This is a genomic window from Chryseobacterium sp. HNCC26DJ241 (assembly GCF_057180505.1).
Genome location: NZ_JBXUGL010000001.1, coordinates 276,891 through 294,932 on the forward strand (window position 1 = coordinate 276,891; position 18,042 = coordinate 294,932).

The 18,042-nt window shown below is 34.1% G+C and carries 14 protein-coding genes; 5 read left to right on the top strand and 9 right to left on the bottom strand.

The window, feature by feature from the left end:
- Positions 1-37: 37 nt before the first annotated feature.
- The 6 genes from AC2A1C_RS01255 to AC2A1C_RS01280 all read right to left on the bottom strand — a co-directional run bounded on the left by AC2A1C_RS01255 (position 38) and on the right by AC2A1C_RS01280 (position 6,892).
- Positions 38-445: a VOC family protein gene (locus AC2A1C_RS01255; RefSeq protein ID WP_484022691.1), complete on the bottom strand. Its 408-nt coding sequence runs from the start codon at positions 443-445 to the stop codon at positions 38-40.
- A 63-nt stretch (positions 446-508) separates the two neighbouring features.
- Positions 509-922, bottom strand: coding sequence for a VOC family protein (locus AC2A1C_RS01260; RefSeq protein ID WP_484022693.1), 414 nt, complete (start codon positions 920-922; stop codon positions 509-511).
- Between the two features lie 69 nt (positions 923-991).
- On the bottom strand, positions 992-4,189 hold the full coding sequence (gene carB, locus AC2A1C_RS01265) for a carbamoyl-phosphate synthase large subunit (RefSeq protein WP_484022695.1): 3,198 nt from the start codon (positions 4,187-4,189) through the stop codon (positions 992-994).
- A 159-nt stretch (positions 4,190-4,348) separates the two neighbouring features.
- Positions 4,349-4,813, bottom strand: coding sequence for a DinB family protein (locus tag AC2A1C_RS01270; RefSeq protein ID WP_484022697.1), 465 nt, complete (start codon positions 4,811-4,813; stop codon positions 4,349-4,351).
- Positions 4,814-4,856: 43 nt separating this feature from the next.
- Positions 4,857-5,930 carry a carbamoyl phosphate synthase small subunit gene (locus AC2A1C_RS01275; protein WP_484022699.1) on the bottom strand — a complete coding sequence of 358 codons (1,074 nt, stop codon included), beginning with the start codon at positions 5,928-5,930 and terminating at the stop codon, positions 4,857-4,859.
- A 71-nt stretch (positions 5,931-6,001) separates the two neighbouring features.
- The gene (locus tag AC2A1C_RS01280; protein ID WP_484022701.1) at positions 6,002-6,892 is read right to left on the bottom strand and encodes an aspartate carbamoyltransferase catalytic subunit; all 891 of its coding nucleotides are present in this window, start codon (positions 6,890-6,892) and stop codon (positions 6,002-6,004) included.
- Positions 6,893-7,075: 183 nt separating this feature from the next.
- Between AC2A1C_RS01280 and acs the strand changes: the two genes are divergently transcribed.
- The 5 genes from acs to pheA all read left to right on the top strand — a co-directional run bounded on the left by acs (position 7,076) and on the right by pheA (position 13,379).
- Positions 7,076-9,007, top strand: coding sequence for an acetate--CoA ligase (gene acs / locus AC2A1C_RS01285; protein ID WP_484023152.1), 1,932 nt, complete (start codon positions 7,076-7,078; stop codon positions 9,005-9,007).
- Positions 9,008-9,479: 472 nt separating this feature from the next.
- Positions 9,480-9,851 (top strand): hypothetical protein, encoded by a 372-nt coding sequence (locus AC2A1C_RS01290; protein WP_484022703.1) that lies wholly within the window; start codon positions 9,480-9,482, stop codon positions 9,849-9,851.
- Between the two features lie 131 nt (positions 9,852-9,982).
- Positions 9,983-10,339, top strand: coding sequence for a hypothetical protein (locus tag AC2A1C_RS01295; RefSeq protein ID WP_484022705.1), 357 nt, complete (start codon positions 9,983-9,985; stop codon positions 10,337-10,339).
- Between the two features lie 75 nt (positions 10,340-10,414).
- Positions 10,415-12,175 carry a discoidin domain-containing protein gene (locus AC2A1C_RS01300; protein WP_484022707.1) on the top strand — a complete coding sequence of 587 codons (1,761 nt, stop codon included), beginning with the start codon at positions 10,415-10,417 and terminating at the stop codon, positions 12,173-12,175.
- A gap of 364 nt (positions 12,176-12,539) precedes the next feature.
- Entirely contained in the window at positions 12,540-13,379 is an 840-nt protein-coding gene (gene pheA, locus AC2A1C_RS01305; RefSeq protein WP_484022709.1) for a prephenate dehydratase, read from the top strand.
- Positions 13,380-13,525: 146 nt separating this feature from the next.
- On the opposite strand, the gene AC2A1C_RS01310 is transcribed toward pheA, so the two are convergent.
- The 3 genes from AC2A1C_RS01310 to AC2A1C_RS01320 all read right to left on the bottom strand — a co-directional run bounded on the left by AC2A1C_RS01310 (position 13,526) and on the right by AC2A1C_RS01320 (position 18,028).
- Positions 13,526-14,764: a T9SS type A sorting domain-containing protein gene (locus tag AC2A1C_RS01310; RefSeq protein ID WP_484022711.1), complete on the bottom strand. Its 1,239-nt coding sequence runs from the start codon at positions 14,762-14,764 to the stop codon at positions 13,526-13,528.
- A 59-nt stretch (positions 14,765-14,823) separates the two neighbouring features.
- Positions 14,824-16,023: a glycine C-acetyltransferase gene (gene kbl / locus AC2A1C_RS01315; protein ID WP_484022713.1), complete on the bottom strand. Its 1,200-nt coding sequence runs from the start codon at positions 16,021-16,023 to the stop codon at positions 14,824-14,826.
- A 73-nt stretch (positions 16,024-16,096) separates the two neighbouring features.
- Positions 16,097-18,028 (bottom strand): M1 family metallopeptidase, encoded by a 1,932-nt coding sequence (locus AC2A1C_RS01320; RefSeq protein WP_484022715.1) that lies wholly within the window; start codon positions 18,026-18,028, stop codon positions 16,097-16,099.
- Between the last annotated feature and the right edge of the window lie 14 nt (positions 18,029-18,042).

Sequence of the window (18,042 nt, forward strand, 5' to 3'; positions counted from 1 at the left end):
TATTCAAAAATTTAAAAATTCTAAATCTTATCTGAATTTAACTGGGTTCCCAAAGCTCTAGTTTATTTCCATCAGCATCCATAATATGAATGAATTTTCCATATTCATAGTTTTGGATTTCGTCTACAATGGTAACACCATTTTCTCTCAATTTTTCTACAAGTGCTTCCATATTCTGAACTCTGTAATTAATCATAAATTCTTTTTTTGAAAGTGCAAAATATTCGCTGCCATCTTTAAAAGGAGACCATTGAAGTTGATTGATCTTATCAGGATTTTCTATATCTCTGGATTCAAAAGTTGAGCCCCATTCATTGACATCAAGTCCTAAGTTTTTAGCATACCATTCTCTGGTTTCTTTTGGATTTTCTGTGAAAAAGAAAATTCCGCCAATTCCGGTTACTTTTGGAGTTTCATCCTCAGTTTTGTGATTTGATGCTTCCATATTGCTTTATTTTTTATTTATAATTCGTAAAAATATAAATATTCAAGTTTCTTTTTTAAATATTTACTTCATTTTGAGTTGTTTAAATTTATCTATATCCAAACAAATTATTCCCCAAATATTCCCATCCAAATCTTCAATTCCTCTCAATATCATAAAATCTTCATTCAAAATTTGCGCGGGTTCTTTCCCGCCAGCTTTTAAGCCATTTTCAATCATTTCATTCACTTTTTCAATGCTTTCTACAGGAAGTGTAAAAGTTGCTGCCAAATTATTTTTTATATCTGCTAAAGGCTTTTTAATCCACGAATTAAAGAATTTTTTGGACTGAAGCATCACATAAATTTGTTCACTCCAAACCATACACTTTTGATTTTCATCTGTAAATAAAGGATTACTTGTAAACCCTAATTGGATATAGAAATTCATTGATTTTTCTAAATCCTCTACCGGAAGATTAATAAAAATTTGTTTCATTTTGACATCCTGATTTATGTTATAAACGAGATTTTTTTACAAAACACTTAAAAATATATTAATCGAAAATTACATCGTTTCCATTTTGAAACTCATGCTTTCAATCACTTTCAAAATTGCTTCTACTGTATCCATCGATGTTAAACAAGGAACACCGTTTTCCACACTCATCCTTCTGATCTGAAAACCGTCTCTTTCTGCTTGTTTTCCTTTTGTCATGGTATTAACTACATATTGTACTTTTCCTTTTTGGATAAGATCAATAAGATTTACACTTTCCTCTCCTATTTTATATCCTATTTTGCAGGGAATTCCTTTTTCAGCAAAGAATTTTGCTGTTCCTTCCGTTGCCCAGATTCTGAAACCTATTTCGTGGAACCTTGCTGCTAAATCTGCTGCTTCCTGCTTATGTTTGTCTGCTACTGTAAATAAGATAGAACCATGCATCGGAACTTTTCTTCCCGCTGCAATCAGTCCTTTGTACAAGGCTTTTTCCAACGTGGTGTCTTTTCCCATCACTTCTCCTGTAGATTTCATTTCGGGACCTAGAGAAATATCCACTTTCGTTAGTTTTGAGAAAGAGAATACCGGAACTTTTACAAATACTCCTTCTTTATCGGGAACTAAACCACTTTCGTAGCCGAGATCTTTTAGTTTTTTTCCTAAAATAGCTTTTGTCGCAAGATTTGCCATCGGAACATTGGTAATTTTGGATAAGAAAGGAACGGTTCTGGATGAGCGTGGATTTACTTCAATTACATACACATTTCCTTCAAACAAAACGTATTGGATATTCATTAATCCTATCACATTCAATCCTTTAGCTAATCTTTTGGTATAGTCTACCAGTGTTTCTATCTGCTTTTGCGAAATATTTTGTGGTGGATAAACTGCAATTGAATCTCCAGAATGAACTCCGGCTCTTTCGATGTGTTCCATAATTCCGGGAATCACTACTGTTTCCCCATCACAGATCGCATCAATTTCCACTTCTTTTCCTACCATATATTTGTCTACCAAAACAGGGTGTTCCGGGCTTGCTTCTACCGCATTTTCCATATAATGAGCCAACTCGGTTTCTGTATAAACAATTTCCATTGCTCTACCTCCCAAAACGTAACTTGGACGTACCAAAACCGGGTAACCAATCTCATTGGCAATTTTTATTGCTTCTTCTTTGGATGTGGAAGTTTTTCCTAAAGGTTGAGGAATTCCCAATTCCTGAAGTGCTTTTTCAAATTTATCCCTGTTTTCTGCTCTGTCTAAATCTTCCAGTGATGTTCCTAAAATCTGAACTCCATGAGCAGCTAATTTATCAGCTAAATTGATGGCTGTTTGTCCGCCAAATTGTACAACAACTCCTTTTGGTTTTTCCAGCTCAATGATGTTCATTACATCTTCTTCCGTCAACGGTTCAAAGTACAATTTATCTGAGATCGAGAAGTCTGTAGAAACTGTTTCAGGGTTATTGTTGATGATAATTGCTTCATACCCCATTTCCTTAATTGCCCAAACTGAGTGAACTGTTGCATAATCAAATTCAACTCCCTGTCCGATTCTGATGGGTCCTGAACCTAAAACAATGATCTTTTCTTTATCCGAAACTACACTTTCATTTTCTTCTTCATACGTTCCGTAGAAGTATGGAGTTTCACTTTCAAATTCTGCGGCGCAAGTGTCTACCATTTTGTAAACCGGCATGACACCGTTTTCTTTTCTGAAATTGAAAACCTCCCGCTCAGTTTTACCCCAAAGATGAGCAATATTTATATCTGCAAAACCTATTTTTTTCGCTTCTCTGATGGTTTCTATCTGCTCAAACTTTGTCAAAGATTCTAACTTTGACAAAGTGCTTTCAAAATCAATTAGTTTTTTTAATTTCCAAATGAAGAATTTATCAATTTTACTCCATTCTACGATCTGTTCCCAATCATAACCTTTTCTTAAAGCATCTCCGATGATGAATAGTCTTTCGTCATCACAAACTCTGATTCTTCTCTCAATTTCCTCTGGTGTAAGAGCTTGAGCCTGTTTAGTTTTTAATCCTAAATGTCTTATTCCTGTTTCTAAGGAACGTATCGCTTTCTGTAATGATTCTTCAAAGTTTCTTCCGATTGCCATGACTTCTCCTGTTGCTTTCATTTGTGTTGAAAGTCTTCTGTCTGCTGTTTCAAATTTATCAAACGGGAATCTTGGGAATTTTGTTACTACATAATCCAGAGCCGGTTCGAAACAAGCGTAAGTCTTTCCTGTAACCGGATTCATGATTTCATCAAGCGTTAATCCTACGGCAATTTTTGCGGCAATTTTTGCGATCGGATACCCAGTTGCTTTTGACGCTAAAGCTGATGAACGGGAAACTCTTGGGTTTACCTCAATTACATAATAATCAAAGGAATTTGGGTCTAAAGCTAACTGTACGTTACATCCTCCTTCAATTCCTAATGCTCTGATAATCTTTAAGGAAGCATTTCTCAGCAACTGATATTCTCTGTCTGAAAGCGTCTGAGATGGTGCTACTACAATTGAGTCTCCTGTGTGAACTCCTACCGGATCTATATTTTCCATGTTACAAACCACAATCGCGTTGTCGTTTGCATCACGCATTACTTCATATTCTATTTCTTTGAAACCTGCAATTGATTTCTCTATTAGACATTGTGTAACAGGACTGTGTTTTAGTCCTAATTCCGCAATTTCCTTCAATTCTGTTTCGTTGGAAGCGATACCTCCTCCTGTTCCACCCATCGTGAAAGCGGGACGAACAATGACAGGATATCCAATTTCATCAGCAAAATTTAATGCTCCTTCTACAGTATTTACGATGTCAGATTCCGGAACGGGTTCGTTTAATTCTCTCATCAGTTCACGGAAAAGATCTCTGTCTTCTGCTCTGTTGATCGCTGAAAGTTTTGTTCCCAAAACCTCAACTTTACATTCTTCAAGAATTCCTGATTTTTCCAATTCTACTGCCATGTTCAGTCCAGTTTGTCCTCCAAGAGTCGGTAAAAGCGCATCAGGACGTTCTTTTCTGATGATATGACTTACAAACTGAAGTGAAATCGGCTCGATATATACTTTATCTGCGATTTCAACATCCGTCATAATGGTTGCAGGATTTGAATTGATCAAAATAACCTTGTAGCCTTCTTCTTTCAGAGAAAGACAAGCCTGCGTTCCTGCGTAATCAAATTCTGCTGCCTGACCAATGATAATGGGACCTGAACCGATTACTAAAATTGTTTTTATGTCTGTACGTTTTGCCATTTTTAATTTTGGATTAAAGAACCAATGACAAAGAGCCAAGATTCTAAACTTTATTTTTACTTTTTACTTGATTTATTTTCCAAACTTTGTCATTCCGAAGAATCCCCTTTTTGAGATTCTTCACTTCGCTACGCTTCGTTCAAAATAACAGGATAAATTTTATTTTACTAACTTTTTAATTAAAATAATCTGTCCCAAATGGTAATATCCATGTTCAATTAAAGCGTTGATGTTTTTAATTTTGGTTCCGTATTTATTTTCAGAAAAATCTTCTTCTAACTCTTCATCAGTCATCTTCTCTACAGTATTTGCAAATCTTTCACAATCATTCATAAATTTTGTGAAAAATTCTCTCCATTCTTCCTCTGATTCGGTAGGAGGAAAATCGAAACTGTATTTATCTCTGATATCTAATGTTCCGCCTTCTAAAACTCTTAGAACACCAGAAATATAATAATGAATATGAAATGATAACATTTCAATTGTATTCAATCCATCAATTTTTTTTGTCAGGATTTCTCTTGGTAGTTCAGAAAGCTGAGCTTTAAAGTTAGTACATACTACCCATTCTCCATTTAAATAGACCTCTCGAAAACGATTGGCTAATTGTGATGAAATATCCATGTTTAATATTTATTTTAGTAATCTTTACGTTTTAACAGGAAAATTATTTTTTAAAATTCTCCATTAGTTCAATAAACTCATCAAATAAATAGTTCGCGTCTTCCGGACCCGGACTTGCTTCCGGATGATACTGAACGGAGAAACAAGGGTGAATTTTGTGTTTCAGGCCTTCGTTGGTTCTGTCGTTCAATGCGATGTGCGTTTCTATTAAATCTGTTTCTTTCAAACTTTCTTGATCTACTGCATATCCGTGGTTTTGAGAAGTGATTGCCACTTTATTTTTTTCTAAATCCAAGACTGGATGATTTCCTCCTCTGTGTCCGAATTTTAGTTTGAACGTTTTTGCACCACAAGCCAAACCAATCAATTGATGTCCTAAACAAATCCCGAAAATTGGGACTTTTCCTAAGATTCCTCTAATCATTTCAAGAGCCTGCTGGTTATCTTCTGGATCACCGGGACCGTTTGACAACATTACTCCGTCCGGATTCATCAACAGAATTTCTTCTGCCGTTACATCTTGAGAAACTACCGTAATATCACAGTTTCTTTGAGATAATTCTCTTATAATTCCTAATTTTGAACCAAAATCCACCAAAACTACTTTCAAACCTCTTCCCGGATTTGCATAAGGCGTTTTTGTAGAAACCATTGCCACTTGGTTTGTAGGAAAATTTGTTGATTTTAATTCTGCAACTACTTCACTTTCGTTTGCATCTTCATTTACAATTTTTCCTTTTACTACTCCATGTTTACGAAGAATTCTTGTCAATCTTCTGGTATCAATTCCTGAAATTCCTGAAAGCCTTTTCTTTTTAAATAACTCATCTAAAGTGATCTGTGTCCGAAAGTTGGAGGGAAAATCACAAAGTTCTTTTACAATAAGACCTTTGATAGCCGGCTCAATACTCTCATAATCATCACGGTTAATACCATAATTTCCAATCAAAGGATAGGTCATACAAACGATTTGTCCGCAATAACTTGGGTCAGAAATCAGTTCCTGATATCCCGTCATTCCGGTATTGAAAACCACTTCTCCTTCGGTTTCCAATTCTGCTCCGAAACCTTCTCCATGAAATACTTCCCCGGATTCCAGTATTAGCTTTTTCTTCATTTCTTTTTATTTAGATTTCTATTTATTTTGTACAATGTCGGCTGTAAAATGTACATTGTACTTTCTACATTTTACTTAAAGGTAAATCCTTTTTCTTCCAAAATATCTTTAATGATTGCCATTCTTGCGAAAACGCCGTTCTGCATTTGTTTAAATATTCTTGATCTTTCGCATTCCACTAAATCAGTATCAATTTCAACACCTCTATTTATGGGAGCCGGATGCATTACAATGGCTTCTTTTTTCATGTTTTTTTCTCTTTCTTTTGTTAAACCATATTTTCTATGGTATTCTGAAGCCGAGAAACTCATTGCGGTATCATGTCTTTCGTGTTGGATTCTTAACAACATTAAAACATCCACTTCTCTTATTAATTCATCTACATTTAAGTATGTTCCGTTGATTAAAGCGCCTTCATCAAACCATTGTTCCGGTTCTGAAAAATAGACTTTAGCGCCTAATCTTCTTAATGCTTCTGCATTGGAATTGGCAACTCGACTGTGTTTTATGTCTCCTACAATTCCAACTTTCAGCCCTTCAAACTTTCCAAATTCCTGAAAAATCGTCATTAAATCTAACATACATTGTGATGGGTGGTTTCCTGTTCCGTCGCCACCGTTAATTATGGGGATTGTAATATTTTTTAATTCATCAAAATATCGGTCTTTTTTATCTCTGATTACAACGAGATTTACACCAAGACTTTCAATAGTTTTTACTGTGTCATAAAGACTTTCTCCTTTGTTTACCGAACTATGGGAAGTATCAAAAGGAATGACCTGCAATCCTAATTTTCTTTGGGCGATATCAAAACTGGTCTTTGTTCTTGTGCTGTCTTCAAAGAAAAGATTAGAACAAAAAACTTCCCCTTCTATTTTGGCTGTTTTTCCGTTTGCAAACTCAAGAGCTTCATTTAAAATTTTATGAATCCTCTCCAAACTCAATTCTTGTATTGTAAACATATTTCAAAATTTTGCAAAAAAAAACGAAGCCTAAATGACTTCGTTTAATAAAAATATCGTTATAATCGGCTCTTTGCCTATTAAAATAGCATCAAGTGGTTTCAATGTTTTCATTGAGTGCAAATATACCATTTATTTTCTGTAATCTAAAAAATTGTTTTTAAATTTAGTTTGAAAACTACTATCTTTAGTTGCAAACAATTTTATATGAAAAGCTATCAAATCAATAGTCTTCCTGAATATTTCAAAGAGTACAAAAAATCAATAAAGAATCCAAAAAAATTCTGGGACAAAATAGCCGATGAAAATTTCGTTTGGTATCAAAGATGGAATAAGGTGGTAAAATACGATATGAGTGAAGCCAAAATAAAATGGTTTAAAAATGCCAAACTCAACATTACCAAAAACTGTCTTGACAGGCATCTTTCTACCAGAGGAAATAAAACGGCTATCATTTGGGAACCTAATGATCCTAAAGAAACTGCCCAACATATTTCTTATCAGGATTTGTACGAACGGGTGAATAAAACTGCTAATATTCTGAAAGAAATGGGAATAAAAAAAGGAGATCGTGTTTGTATTTATCTTCCCATGATTCCGGAGCTTGCGGTTTCTATGCTGGCTTGTGCAAAACTGGGAGCCGTACATTCTGTTATTTTTGCGGGTTTTTCAGCTTCTGCTGTTGCTTCCAGAGTAAATGATTGTGAGGCGAAAATGATTATCACTTCCGACGGAAGTTATCGTGGAAATAAAATTCTGGATTTAAAAAGCATTATTGATGAAGCCTTAGAAAAATGTCCAAGTGTAGAAAAAGTTTTGGTGGTGAAAAGAACTCAAAACGATATCAAAATGCAACCCGAAAGAGATTTTTGGATGGAAGATTTGTACAATAAGGCTTCTCCAGATTTTGTAACACAAATTATGGATGCTGAAGATCCTTTATTTATATTATATACTTCCGGATCAACAGGAAAACCAAAAGGAATGCTTCATACTTGTGCCGGTTATATGGTTTATACAGCCTATACGTTCAAAAATGTTTTCAATTATCAGGAAAATGATATCTATTGGTGTACTGCCGATATTGGCTGGATTACCGGACATTCTTACATTCTTTATGGGCCATTATTGAACGGAGCAACCACTGTACTATTTGAAGGAATTCCTACATATCCTGAACCGGACAGATTTTGGGAAGTGATTGAAAAACATAAAATTACACAATTTTATACTGCTCCAACTGCCATTCGTTCTTTAGCAAAAGAAAGCGTAGATTGGGTAGAAAAGCACGATTTAAGTTCTTTAAAAGTGATTGGTTCTGTTGGTGAACCTATCAATGAAGAAGCTTGGCATTGGTACAACGATCATGTCGGAAAGAAAAAATGCCCGATTGTGGATACTTGGTGGCAAACGGAAACCGGCGGAATTATGATTTCACCCATTCCTTTTGTAACGCCTACAAAACCAACCTACGCTACTCTTCCACTTCCGGGAATACAGCCTGTTCTCATGGATGATAAACGCAACGAAATTACAGGAAATCAGGTTACGGGAAATTTATGCATCCGTTTTCCTTGGCCGGGAATTGCGAGAACTATTTGGGGAGATCATCAACGATATAAAGAAACATATTTCACTGCTTTTCCGGGAAAATATTTTACAGGAGACGGAGCTTTACGAGATGAAGTTGGATATTACAGAATTACGGGTCGGGTTGATGATGTGATTATTGTTTCGGGACATAATCTCGGAACTGCTCCAATTGAAGACAGCATCAATGAACATCCTGCTGTTGCAGAATCTGCCATTGTTGGCTATCCTCACGATATTAAAGGAAATGCTTTATATGGTTTTGTAATTTTAAAAGAAACAGGTGAAAGCCGAGATAAAGAAAATGTGAGAAAGGAAATCAATCAATTAATTTCTGATCAAATTGGTCCAATTGCAAAATTGGATAAAATACAATTCGTTTCCGGGTTGCCAAAAACACGTTCAGGAAAAATCATGCGTAGAATTTTACGAAAAATCGCTGAAGGAGATTTCAGTAATTTCGGAGATATTTCCACTTTATTGAATCCCGAAATTGTAGAAGAAATTAAAAATGAAAAAATTTAGATTTTAGATTATATTTTTATGAAGAGACCGTCTCAAAAGTATCATTCAGAAGGTAATGAAATGAAGTGAAGAATCTGTTTTATTGATTTACAAAAGATTTCTCCTTCGTCGAAATGACAAAATCCTAAGTTTTATGACTTTTGAGACAGTCTATTTTTGTAAATTTTTTCTACTCCAAAGGAGAATACACTTTCTTTTGATAATGAAGATGCAACCTATAAAATTTTCAATGATAAAATAGAAGTCAATTTTAGAGGAAAAAAGACCATTCTTTCTGCTGAACTCAATAGTAAAAAAGGAAATATTTCTGATATCTATCAAAATTTTAAAGAAGAAGGTGTAGAAAATATGGAAATCATTGATTGATTTTTGAATTTATATCTATCTGTTTTTTTAACAAAACTTTATCATTCTAAATACCGCTTTTGCATTAATCTTGATGGGACTTAAAAAATCACAAAATTAAAAAACCATGTCCAACATTATTGCCGGCTATTTTGCCAAAGAAAACGACTACAAAACTCTTGAAAGAGATTTGGAAAGTGCAGGTTTTACAGATTCTGATTATGTTGTATTTTTGGACGACAATACAGATAACTATCTTACCAGCGTAAAAGTAAAAGACAATGTAGAAATGCATACAGCTAAAGAGATATTTGCAGAAAACAGTGTACGCAAAACCTATTATTTCCAAAATCTTACGAATGACATTACATATAATGAATTGAAAACCCTAATACACGAAAGATCCAGAGCTGAAATTATTACTTCTCCGGAAGTCCATGTCAAATCTCCTTCTGATGGAATGGACTCTCAGGTTGGTTTCGGTGAAAAAAAGGAATAATTTTTCATTATAAAAAATAAAGACCGTTTCTGTATAGACGGTCTTTTTATATTTTTATCATACAAAAAATTTGTATAATTAAAATATTTTTCTTAATATTATTAAGAAATTAATAATTAAAAACATATGTAATGAAAACAACCAATGTTATTGGCTTATTTGTGAACAGCCAAAAAGCCAATAAAATTTCAAACAGTCTTCAAATTGCCGGTATTCAATCACAAGACTTTTCCTCACAGATTATTGATGAAAATGTAATTGCTGTTAATGTTGCAATAAAAGACCATTATGAACTACAGATGGTGAATAATATTTTTGATTTTTACAAAGCTTCAAAAATTTACGAAACAGACCATCCTATAGATAACTCTGACCTTAAAAATTTTATCCATGCCCATTCCAGAGCAGAAGTGCATGAGTCTCCTTTAATAAGACACAGAACTCCTCACGAAGGAATTAGTTCTGAAGTAAATTTCGGAGGGCATTAATTAAAAAATTTTAACCGGAGAAATCTCCGGTTTTTTTATGAAAAATTTTTATATTTACTCGCAAAACTCCTATTTATGAAGTATTCGCGCATTTTTGCATTTTTTGCGGTAGCTTTTTCTGCATTATTTTTTTCTCAGCAGAAAACCTATTGCAATCCTATTAACATAGATTATGGTTATACTCCTTTCGAGGTATTTTCAAAACAGGGAAAACATCGTGCTACAGCCGATCCTGTGATTGTCAATTTTCAGAAAAAATTATTTCTTTTCTCCACCAATCAGGAAGGTTACTGGTATAGTGATGATATGTTGAAATGGAATTTTGTTCACCGAAAATTTTTAAGGGACAATAAATATATCCATGATCTTAATGCTCCTGCAGTTTGGGCAATGAAGGATACATTGTATGTTTTCGGTTCCACTTGGGAACAAGATTTTCCAATTTGGAAATCTACAAATCCTACCAAAGACGATTGGAAAATTGCAGTAGATACACTGAAAGTCGGAGCTTGGGATCCCGCATTTCATTATGATGAAGATAAAAATAAATTGTATTTATATTGGGGTTCCAGCAATGATTGGCCGCTTTTAGGAACAGAAGTAAAAGTAAAAACTTTGCAATCCGAAGGTTTTGTAAAACCTGTTATCCGATTAAAACCTGAAGATCATGGCTGGGAAAGATTCGGGGAATATAATGACAATGTTTTCTTGCAACCTTTTGTAGAAGGAGCTTGGATGACGAAACATAACGATAAATATTATCTTCAATATGGAGCTCCGGCTACCGAATTTAGTGGATATTCTGATGGAGTTTATGTTTCTAAAAATCCTTTGGAAGGTTTTGAATACCAACAGCATAATCCTTTTTCTTATAAACCGGGAGGTTTTGCAAGAGGAGCCGGACATGGTGCTACTTTTCAGGATAATTATGGAAACTGGTGGCACATTTCAACCATTTTTGTTTCAGTAAAAAATAATTTTGAAAGACGTTTAGGAATTTGGCCTACCGGTTTTGACAAAGATGATGTCATGTACTGCAATACAGCGTATGGAGATTATCCTACTTTGCTTCCGCAATTTGCACAAGGAAAAGATTTTACAAAAGGATTATTTACAGGATGGATGCTTTTGAATTATAATAAACCTGTTCAGACTTCTTCTACTTTAGGAGGATATCAACCGAATTTTGCTGTGGATGAAGACATTAAAACCTATTGGTCGGCAAAAACAGCCAATTCCGGAGAGTGGTTTCAGACAGATTTAGGAGAAATTTCTACCATTAATGCAATACAGATCAATTATGCAGATCAGGATGTAGAATTTATGGGAAAAACCTTGGGGAAAATGCATCAATACAAAATTTACGGTTCTAATGACGGTAAAAAATGGGATGTAATTGTCGATAAATCTAAAAACCAGATGGATGTTCCGCATGATTATATCGAACTTGACAAACCTGCAAAAGCACGATTCCTGAAAATGGAAAATCTAAAAATGCCAACAGGAAAATTTGCATTAAGTGGATTCCGTGTTTTTGGAAAAGGAGGCGGAAAAGCTCCCGGAAAAGTAGAAGATTTTGTTCCTCTTCGTTCCGATCCTAAAAAATATGGAGAGAGAAGAAGCATTTGGATGAAATGGAAACAAAATTCCGAAGCAGATGGATACGTTATTTATTGGGGAAAATCTCCTGACAAACTATACGGAAATATTATGGTTTATGGAAAAAATGAATATTTCTTTACCGGGGCAGACAGAAACGATGCATATTATTTCCAGATTGAAGCATTCAATAATAACGGAATTTCAGAAAGAACCCAGATTGCAAAATCTGAATAAAATTTTGATTATCTGTTATCAATCATAATGCTTGATTTTAACGCTAAGTACGCAAAGATTTTTTACAAACAAACTGTTTTTAAGGTTCACAAAGACGTTAAAATTTAACCAAGATTGCAGAGGTTTTTTATTATGACAAATTGCGGACAATCAGAATAAAATTTAATGAAAATCTTTTAAATCATTAAAAAAAGCGAAGTTATTAAGAAGCATTAGGGTCAATAGTTAAAACTCGAATTCATCTGAAATTTAATAACGCTTAAAACCTAAATGCTCTTAATGATTTAATTAATTTTTGTAAAATTAAAGAGACTCCAAATTCTAAAAACCTCTCCAATTGAGAGGTTTTCTTTATTTTTGCTGAATGAAAATTGCATTTCTTGGTCCGGAAGCCAGCTTTACACAATTGGCGACTTCACAAATTTTTCAGGATGAAACTTTTTTGCCACAATCCAGTATTTTGGACTGTTTCAATGCTGTAAAAAACGGAATCGCCGACAAAGCCGTTGTTCCTTTGGAAAATTCTATTGAAGGAACGGTTTCCATGACATTGGATTATCTCTACGATTTTTCGACTATCTACATTGAAACGGAAGTTGTAATGCCGATTGCTCATCATTTGATGGTTCATCCGGAAAATGAAAACTTTGAAAAAGTGTTTTCTCATCCGCAAGCTCTAGCTCAAACGTTTCATTTCCGAAATGACCATTTTAAAGGAATTCCGACACAGGATTACAGCTCTACTGCTGCTTCTGCAAAATTGGTTTCCGAAAATCCTAAAGAAAAATGGGCAGCAGTTGCCAATCATTATGCTGCAAAATTATATGGTTTGAAAATTCTCCATGAAAATATTCAGGATTTTGAGCAAAACCACACCAAATTTATTGTAATCTCAAAAAAGAAAAATTCTCTGGAATTAAATTTCAAAAAAACTTCCGAAAAAACATCTTTGCTTGTCACGCTTCCGGAAGATCATGCAGGTGGATTGCATCAGGTTTTATCCGTTTTTGCATGGCGAAAAATGAATCTTTCCAAAATTGAAAGCCGAACTTTAAAAACAGGTTTGGGAAATTATTTTTTCTTCATCAATGTCGCCAATGAATGGCACCCTGTTTTAGCCAAAAATGTCCTTCAAGAACTACGTTCGCTTAATATCAGCGTGAAGTTTTTGGGGCATTATAATGAGTATTTGATTAGTGAATGATCCGAAAGCATGTTGTATGTCTTACAAAAATACACTTATACAGTAATACATTAAACTAATTAAATACAAATAATCAGTTTAAAACTAAAATGAATTGATTCAAAAAATAATCGTAAAATTATTCTTACACCAATTCATCAAAATACTTATTTTTTTATAATTTTTAACGTTTCTGAGGTATTGTCTGAGTATTGTACTTGTACTGTATAGATTCCGGAAGGGTATGAAGATAAATTAATTTTAGATTCTTTTTTATTAAAAATAAGTTGCCCTTCCATATTGAAAACAGCTACCGTTTTGATGCTTTTTTTAGACTGGATATTCAAAAAGTCTTTTGTAGGATTTGGATAGACAACACTATAGAAATTGGTATTATAATTTTGTACCGATAATTGTGTATCTACTAATTTATGCGGATCAGAATTTCCTTCTACACCAAAAGAACTATACAAAGCATTTTCCGTAGGATTTGCATTAAAAAGTCCTCCGAAAGGATATCCGGAAGTAGAAACTCCGGGAGGTAATGCTTTTTTCCATACAGAAGCAGATTCGTCATAGTAATATATTTCATCTAAAGTAGCAGCAAACAGGGAGTTTCCATATTTTGCAAAAGAAAAAGAATCATCTCCGCTGGAAGGTTTTGCCATAGTTGTCCATTGTGTTCCATCCCAAACATCATATTCTGAAGTTATCAGTTTATTATTCCAAACAAAAATTGTTCTCAAATAGGGAGTAGTAGGTTGTTGAACAGTTGTGCCTAGTGAAGACCATTCTACTCCATTCCATTTAGCAATATTTTTAACAGTAGTATTTTGACCCACCAAATTGAAATGTCCAAATGCATAGAGTTCATTATTAAACACCTCTAAACCACCATAATCATTGCCTCCTCTTGGAAGATTAGGCAAAACCTGCCAATTTCCATTCACTAATTTTGAAATATTCCCAACCCCGTCACTTACTTCTCCTATTGCATAGATTTCGCCTTTATATTCCTCAATATCATTTACCTGATCAGTAGGGAAAGAAGGCAAAGCTGTCCATACAATTCCATCATAAGAAGCAATATTTGTAAGCGAGCCATTCACAGTAATTCCGGTACCTCCAATATACATTTTACTATTAATAACTTTAATAACACTAACAGAAGAATTGATGCCGTTAAATTGAATTTGAGGCACATCCTGATAGCCATTTTCCGTTAATACTGCCAACTTGAACCATCCTCCGAAATAAGTATTGCCTTGATAATTTTGTATTGCATACAAATCTTTGCAGAAACATTCTTCACCGGAAGAAATAGGTTTAAACTCAAAATTATAAGTCTGTGCATTGCTAAAATTTGCTAAAAAAGCAAATAATAAAAAGATAATAAATTTTCTCATTTTATATTTTTTAAAGATTAAAGATAATTGTTATAATTTAATTTTTCTTAATTTACAAATTAAATATCAATCACTCCCAATTCCTTCCCTACTTTTTCAAAAGCTGCAATTGCTTTATCTAAATGTTCCTTAGTATGAGCAGCAGAAAGCTGAACTCTAATTCTTGCCTTTCCTTTCGGAACAACGGGATAAAAGAAGCCAATTACATAAATTCCTTCATCCATTAGTTTTTCTGCCATTTTTTGAGAAAGTGGAGCATCGTATAACATTACCGGAACTATTGCCGCATCTCCATCAGGAATATCAAAACCTTTGGCTTTCATTTCCGTTCTGAAATATTCTGCATTTTCCATTACTCTATCTCGCAGCGAGGTATCATCGGAAATCATATCCAAAACTTTCATCGCTGCACCTACAATTCCGGGAGCAAGAGAATTGGAAAATAAATACGGACGAGAACGCTGTCTCAGCATATCAATAATTTCTTTTTTTCCGGAAGTGAATCCGCCTAAAGCGCCACCCAAAGCTTTTCCCAAAGTGGAAGTAATAATATCCACTCTTCCCATTACTTCATTCGCTTCATGAGTTCCACGACCGGTTTTTCCGATAAATCCGGTTGCATGAGAATCATCAACCATCACCAAAGCATCATATTTTTCAGCTAAATCGCAAACTCCTTTTAGATCTGCTACAATTCCGTCCATTGAGAAAACTCCGTCCGTTACAATAATTTTAAAACGGTGATTTTTTTCTGAAGCAGCTTTTAACTGAGCTTCCAAATCTTCCATATTATTATTTTTATAACGATATCGTGCCGCTTTACAAAGACGTACTCCATCAATAATCGAAGCATGATTCAGTTCATCAGAAATAATGGCATCTTCTTCGGAAAATAATGGTTCGAAAACTCCTCCATTTGCATCAAAACAAGCAGCATACAAAATGGTATCTTCCATTCCCAAAAATTTTGAAATTTTATCCTCCAGTTCTTTATGAATATCCTGAGTTCCACAAATAAAACGGACGGACGACATTCCGTAGCCACGAGAAGCAATCATCTCCTGAGATGCTTTCATTACTTCCGGATGATTGGAAAGTCCCAAATAATTGTTGGCACAGAAATTTAAAAGTGTTTTTCCATTGGCTACAATTTCTGCCGATTGTTGGGAAACAATGATGCGTTCACGCTTATAAAGTCCTTCTTTATCAATATTTTGAAGCTCGTTCTGGATGTTTTCAAGAAATTTTTGAGAGATCATTTTTAGTTGTTTTCGATTTTAACAAAAATAAAAAAAAGCTCTGACAAACAGAGCTTCCTTATTAAGTTTAATTTTAGTCTTTAATAATCTTGACTGCTTTATTATCTATTTTCAGAATATAGTTTCCTTTTACTAAACTGGAAATATCAATTTGGGAATCTTTGTTTACGTTTCCTTTTTTCACCAATTTTCCGTCAGAAGAATACATTTCAAAAGCAGGATTTTTCACTCCGGAAATTTGTATATAGGATTTTGCAGGATTAGGAAATACCTGTAAACTTTCTTTTTCAACATCATCAACGGCAAGAGTATTATCTTTAATAACTGTAGATCCTTTTGTAATCATTTGGTTTTCATAATTGAATATCACACTTGTTACAGCAAAACCTACATCTTGTGTAAAATATTGATTATTAGAATTATTATCCAAAACAAAATATGCTGTTTGCCCACTAGAACCTGAAACTTTAATTGGCAAAGGCATTTCAAAAAAGCTAACGGTAGAACTGCTTTGAGTTTGGGAAACTTTAAAAGTTATTTTGTTGTTTGTTGTACTCTGCTTCCAACGGATTTGATAAATCGGATAGCCTTCTCCATAGATCCAATCATTGAAAAATTCTGTAAAATTTTTCCCAGTATAAGAAGTAAGAAAATCCCTGAAATCATTTGTTTTAACATATTTGTAAGCAAATGCAGGATTGCTGTTATATGCTTTAAGAGCATTGTAAAATTGAGTATCTCCTAAAACCCATTTTATCATTCTCAATACAAAACCTCCTTTGGAATACGACAATCTTCCATCAAAAATTCTATAAAAATCCAAGTCACCATCAGGAATATAAACGCTACCATCCGGAGAACTAGTGATATCATTGATTTCACTAGCCAGATAACTTTGAAATGCAGTAGGCGTCATTGTCAATTTTTCATAGGTAAGATGCTCTCCAAATGTTGCAAAACCTTCATTCAGCCAGATGTCATTCCATGCTCCACACGTCAATTTATCTCCAAACCATTGGTGCGCCATTTCGTGGGCAATCAATCCTTTTCCAAAACTAATCATAGAACTCATTGTTGCATGTTCCATTCCGCCTCCCCAATTAAACTGCATATGCCCATATTTTTCATTTCTGTAAGGATATGGTCCAAAATAATCTTCATAAAGCTGCATATCGGTTTTAGTCCAATCGAGATTACTAATAACACTACTACTTGAAGCTGATGCAGGATAAAGATAATTGACAAAAGGAAATTCATTTCCTGTAGATCCTAATGTAGACAAGATTTTAGTATAATTTGTAATTCCTAATGCAAAAAGATAAGCAGGAATTGGATAATTGGTTTGCCAGTATGTCAATTTTTTTCCGTTGGGAAGAATAGTTTCTGAAATTAATTTACCATTGGATGCAACATTATATTGAGAAGGAGTGGTAATTTTAATATCCATTTTCTCAATTTTATCGTTAAGGCTTTGTTTTGTAGGCCACCATTCCATCGCTCCAAAAGGTTCTGAAAGAGTTGCTAAAACAGGAGCTGTTCCGTTATATTGTGTAGAAGCTACAAAAGCATCTGCACTTGTATCGGGAACTCCGGAATAGGTAATAGCCAAAGTATCTAATGTTTGAGCTGTAACAGTGGAAGGAAATGTGATTTTGATCTCATCAGTAGCTAATTGCTGGAAAGTAAGATTCTGACCATGATACACCACTTTTGAAACAACCAAATTATCTGCAAGATCAAAATAAATGGTATTGGAGTTTTGCAGCATTTTAAAATTAAATGTAATAGTACCGGAAACATATTGCTGCGTAGGATCAAGATCCATTTCTACCAAAGCGTACTGTAAATCATAGTTAAGAGTATTAGGATTCACATTCACATCCTGAATATTCTTAAAAGATTTCATCTCAGATTTTATGAGATTTTTTCTTTCTACTTTATCTATCGTCTGAGAGAAAACCGAAGCGGAAAATAAACTACACAGAACAAAATAAAAATTCTTCATTATTATTAAAAATT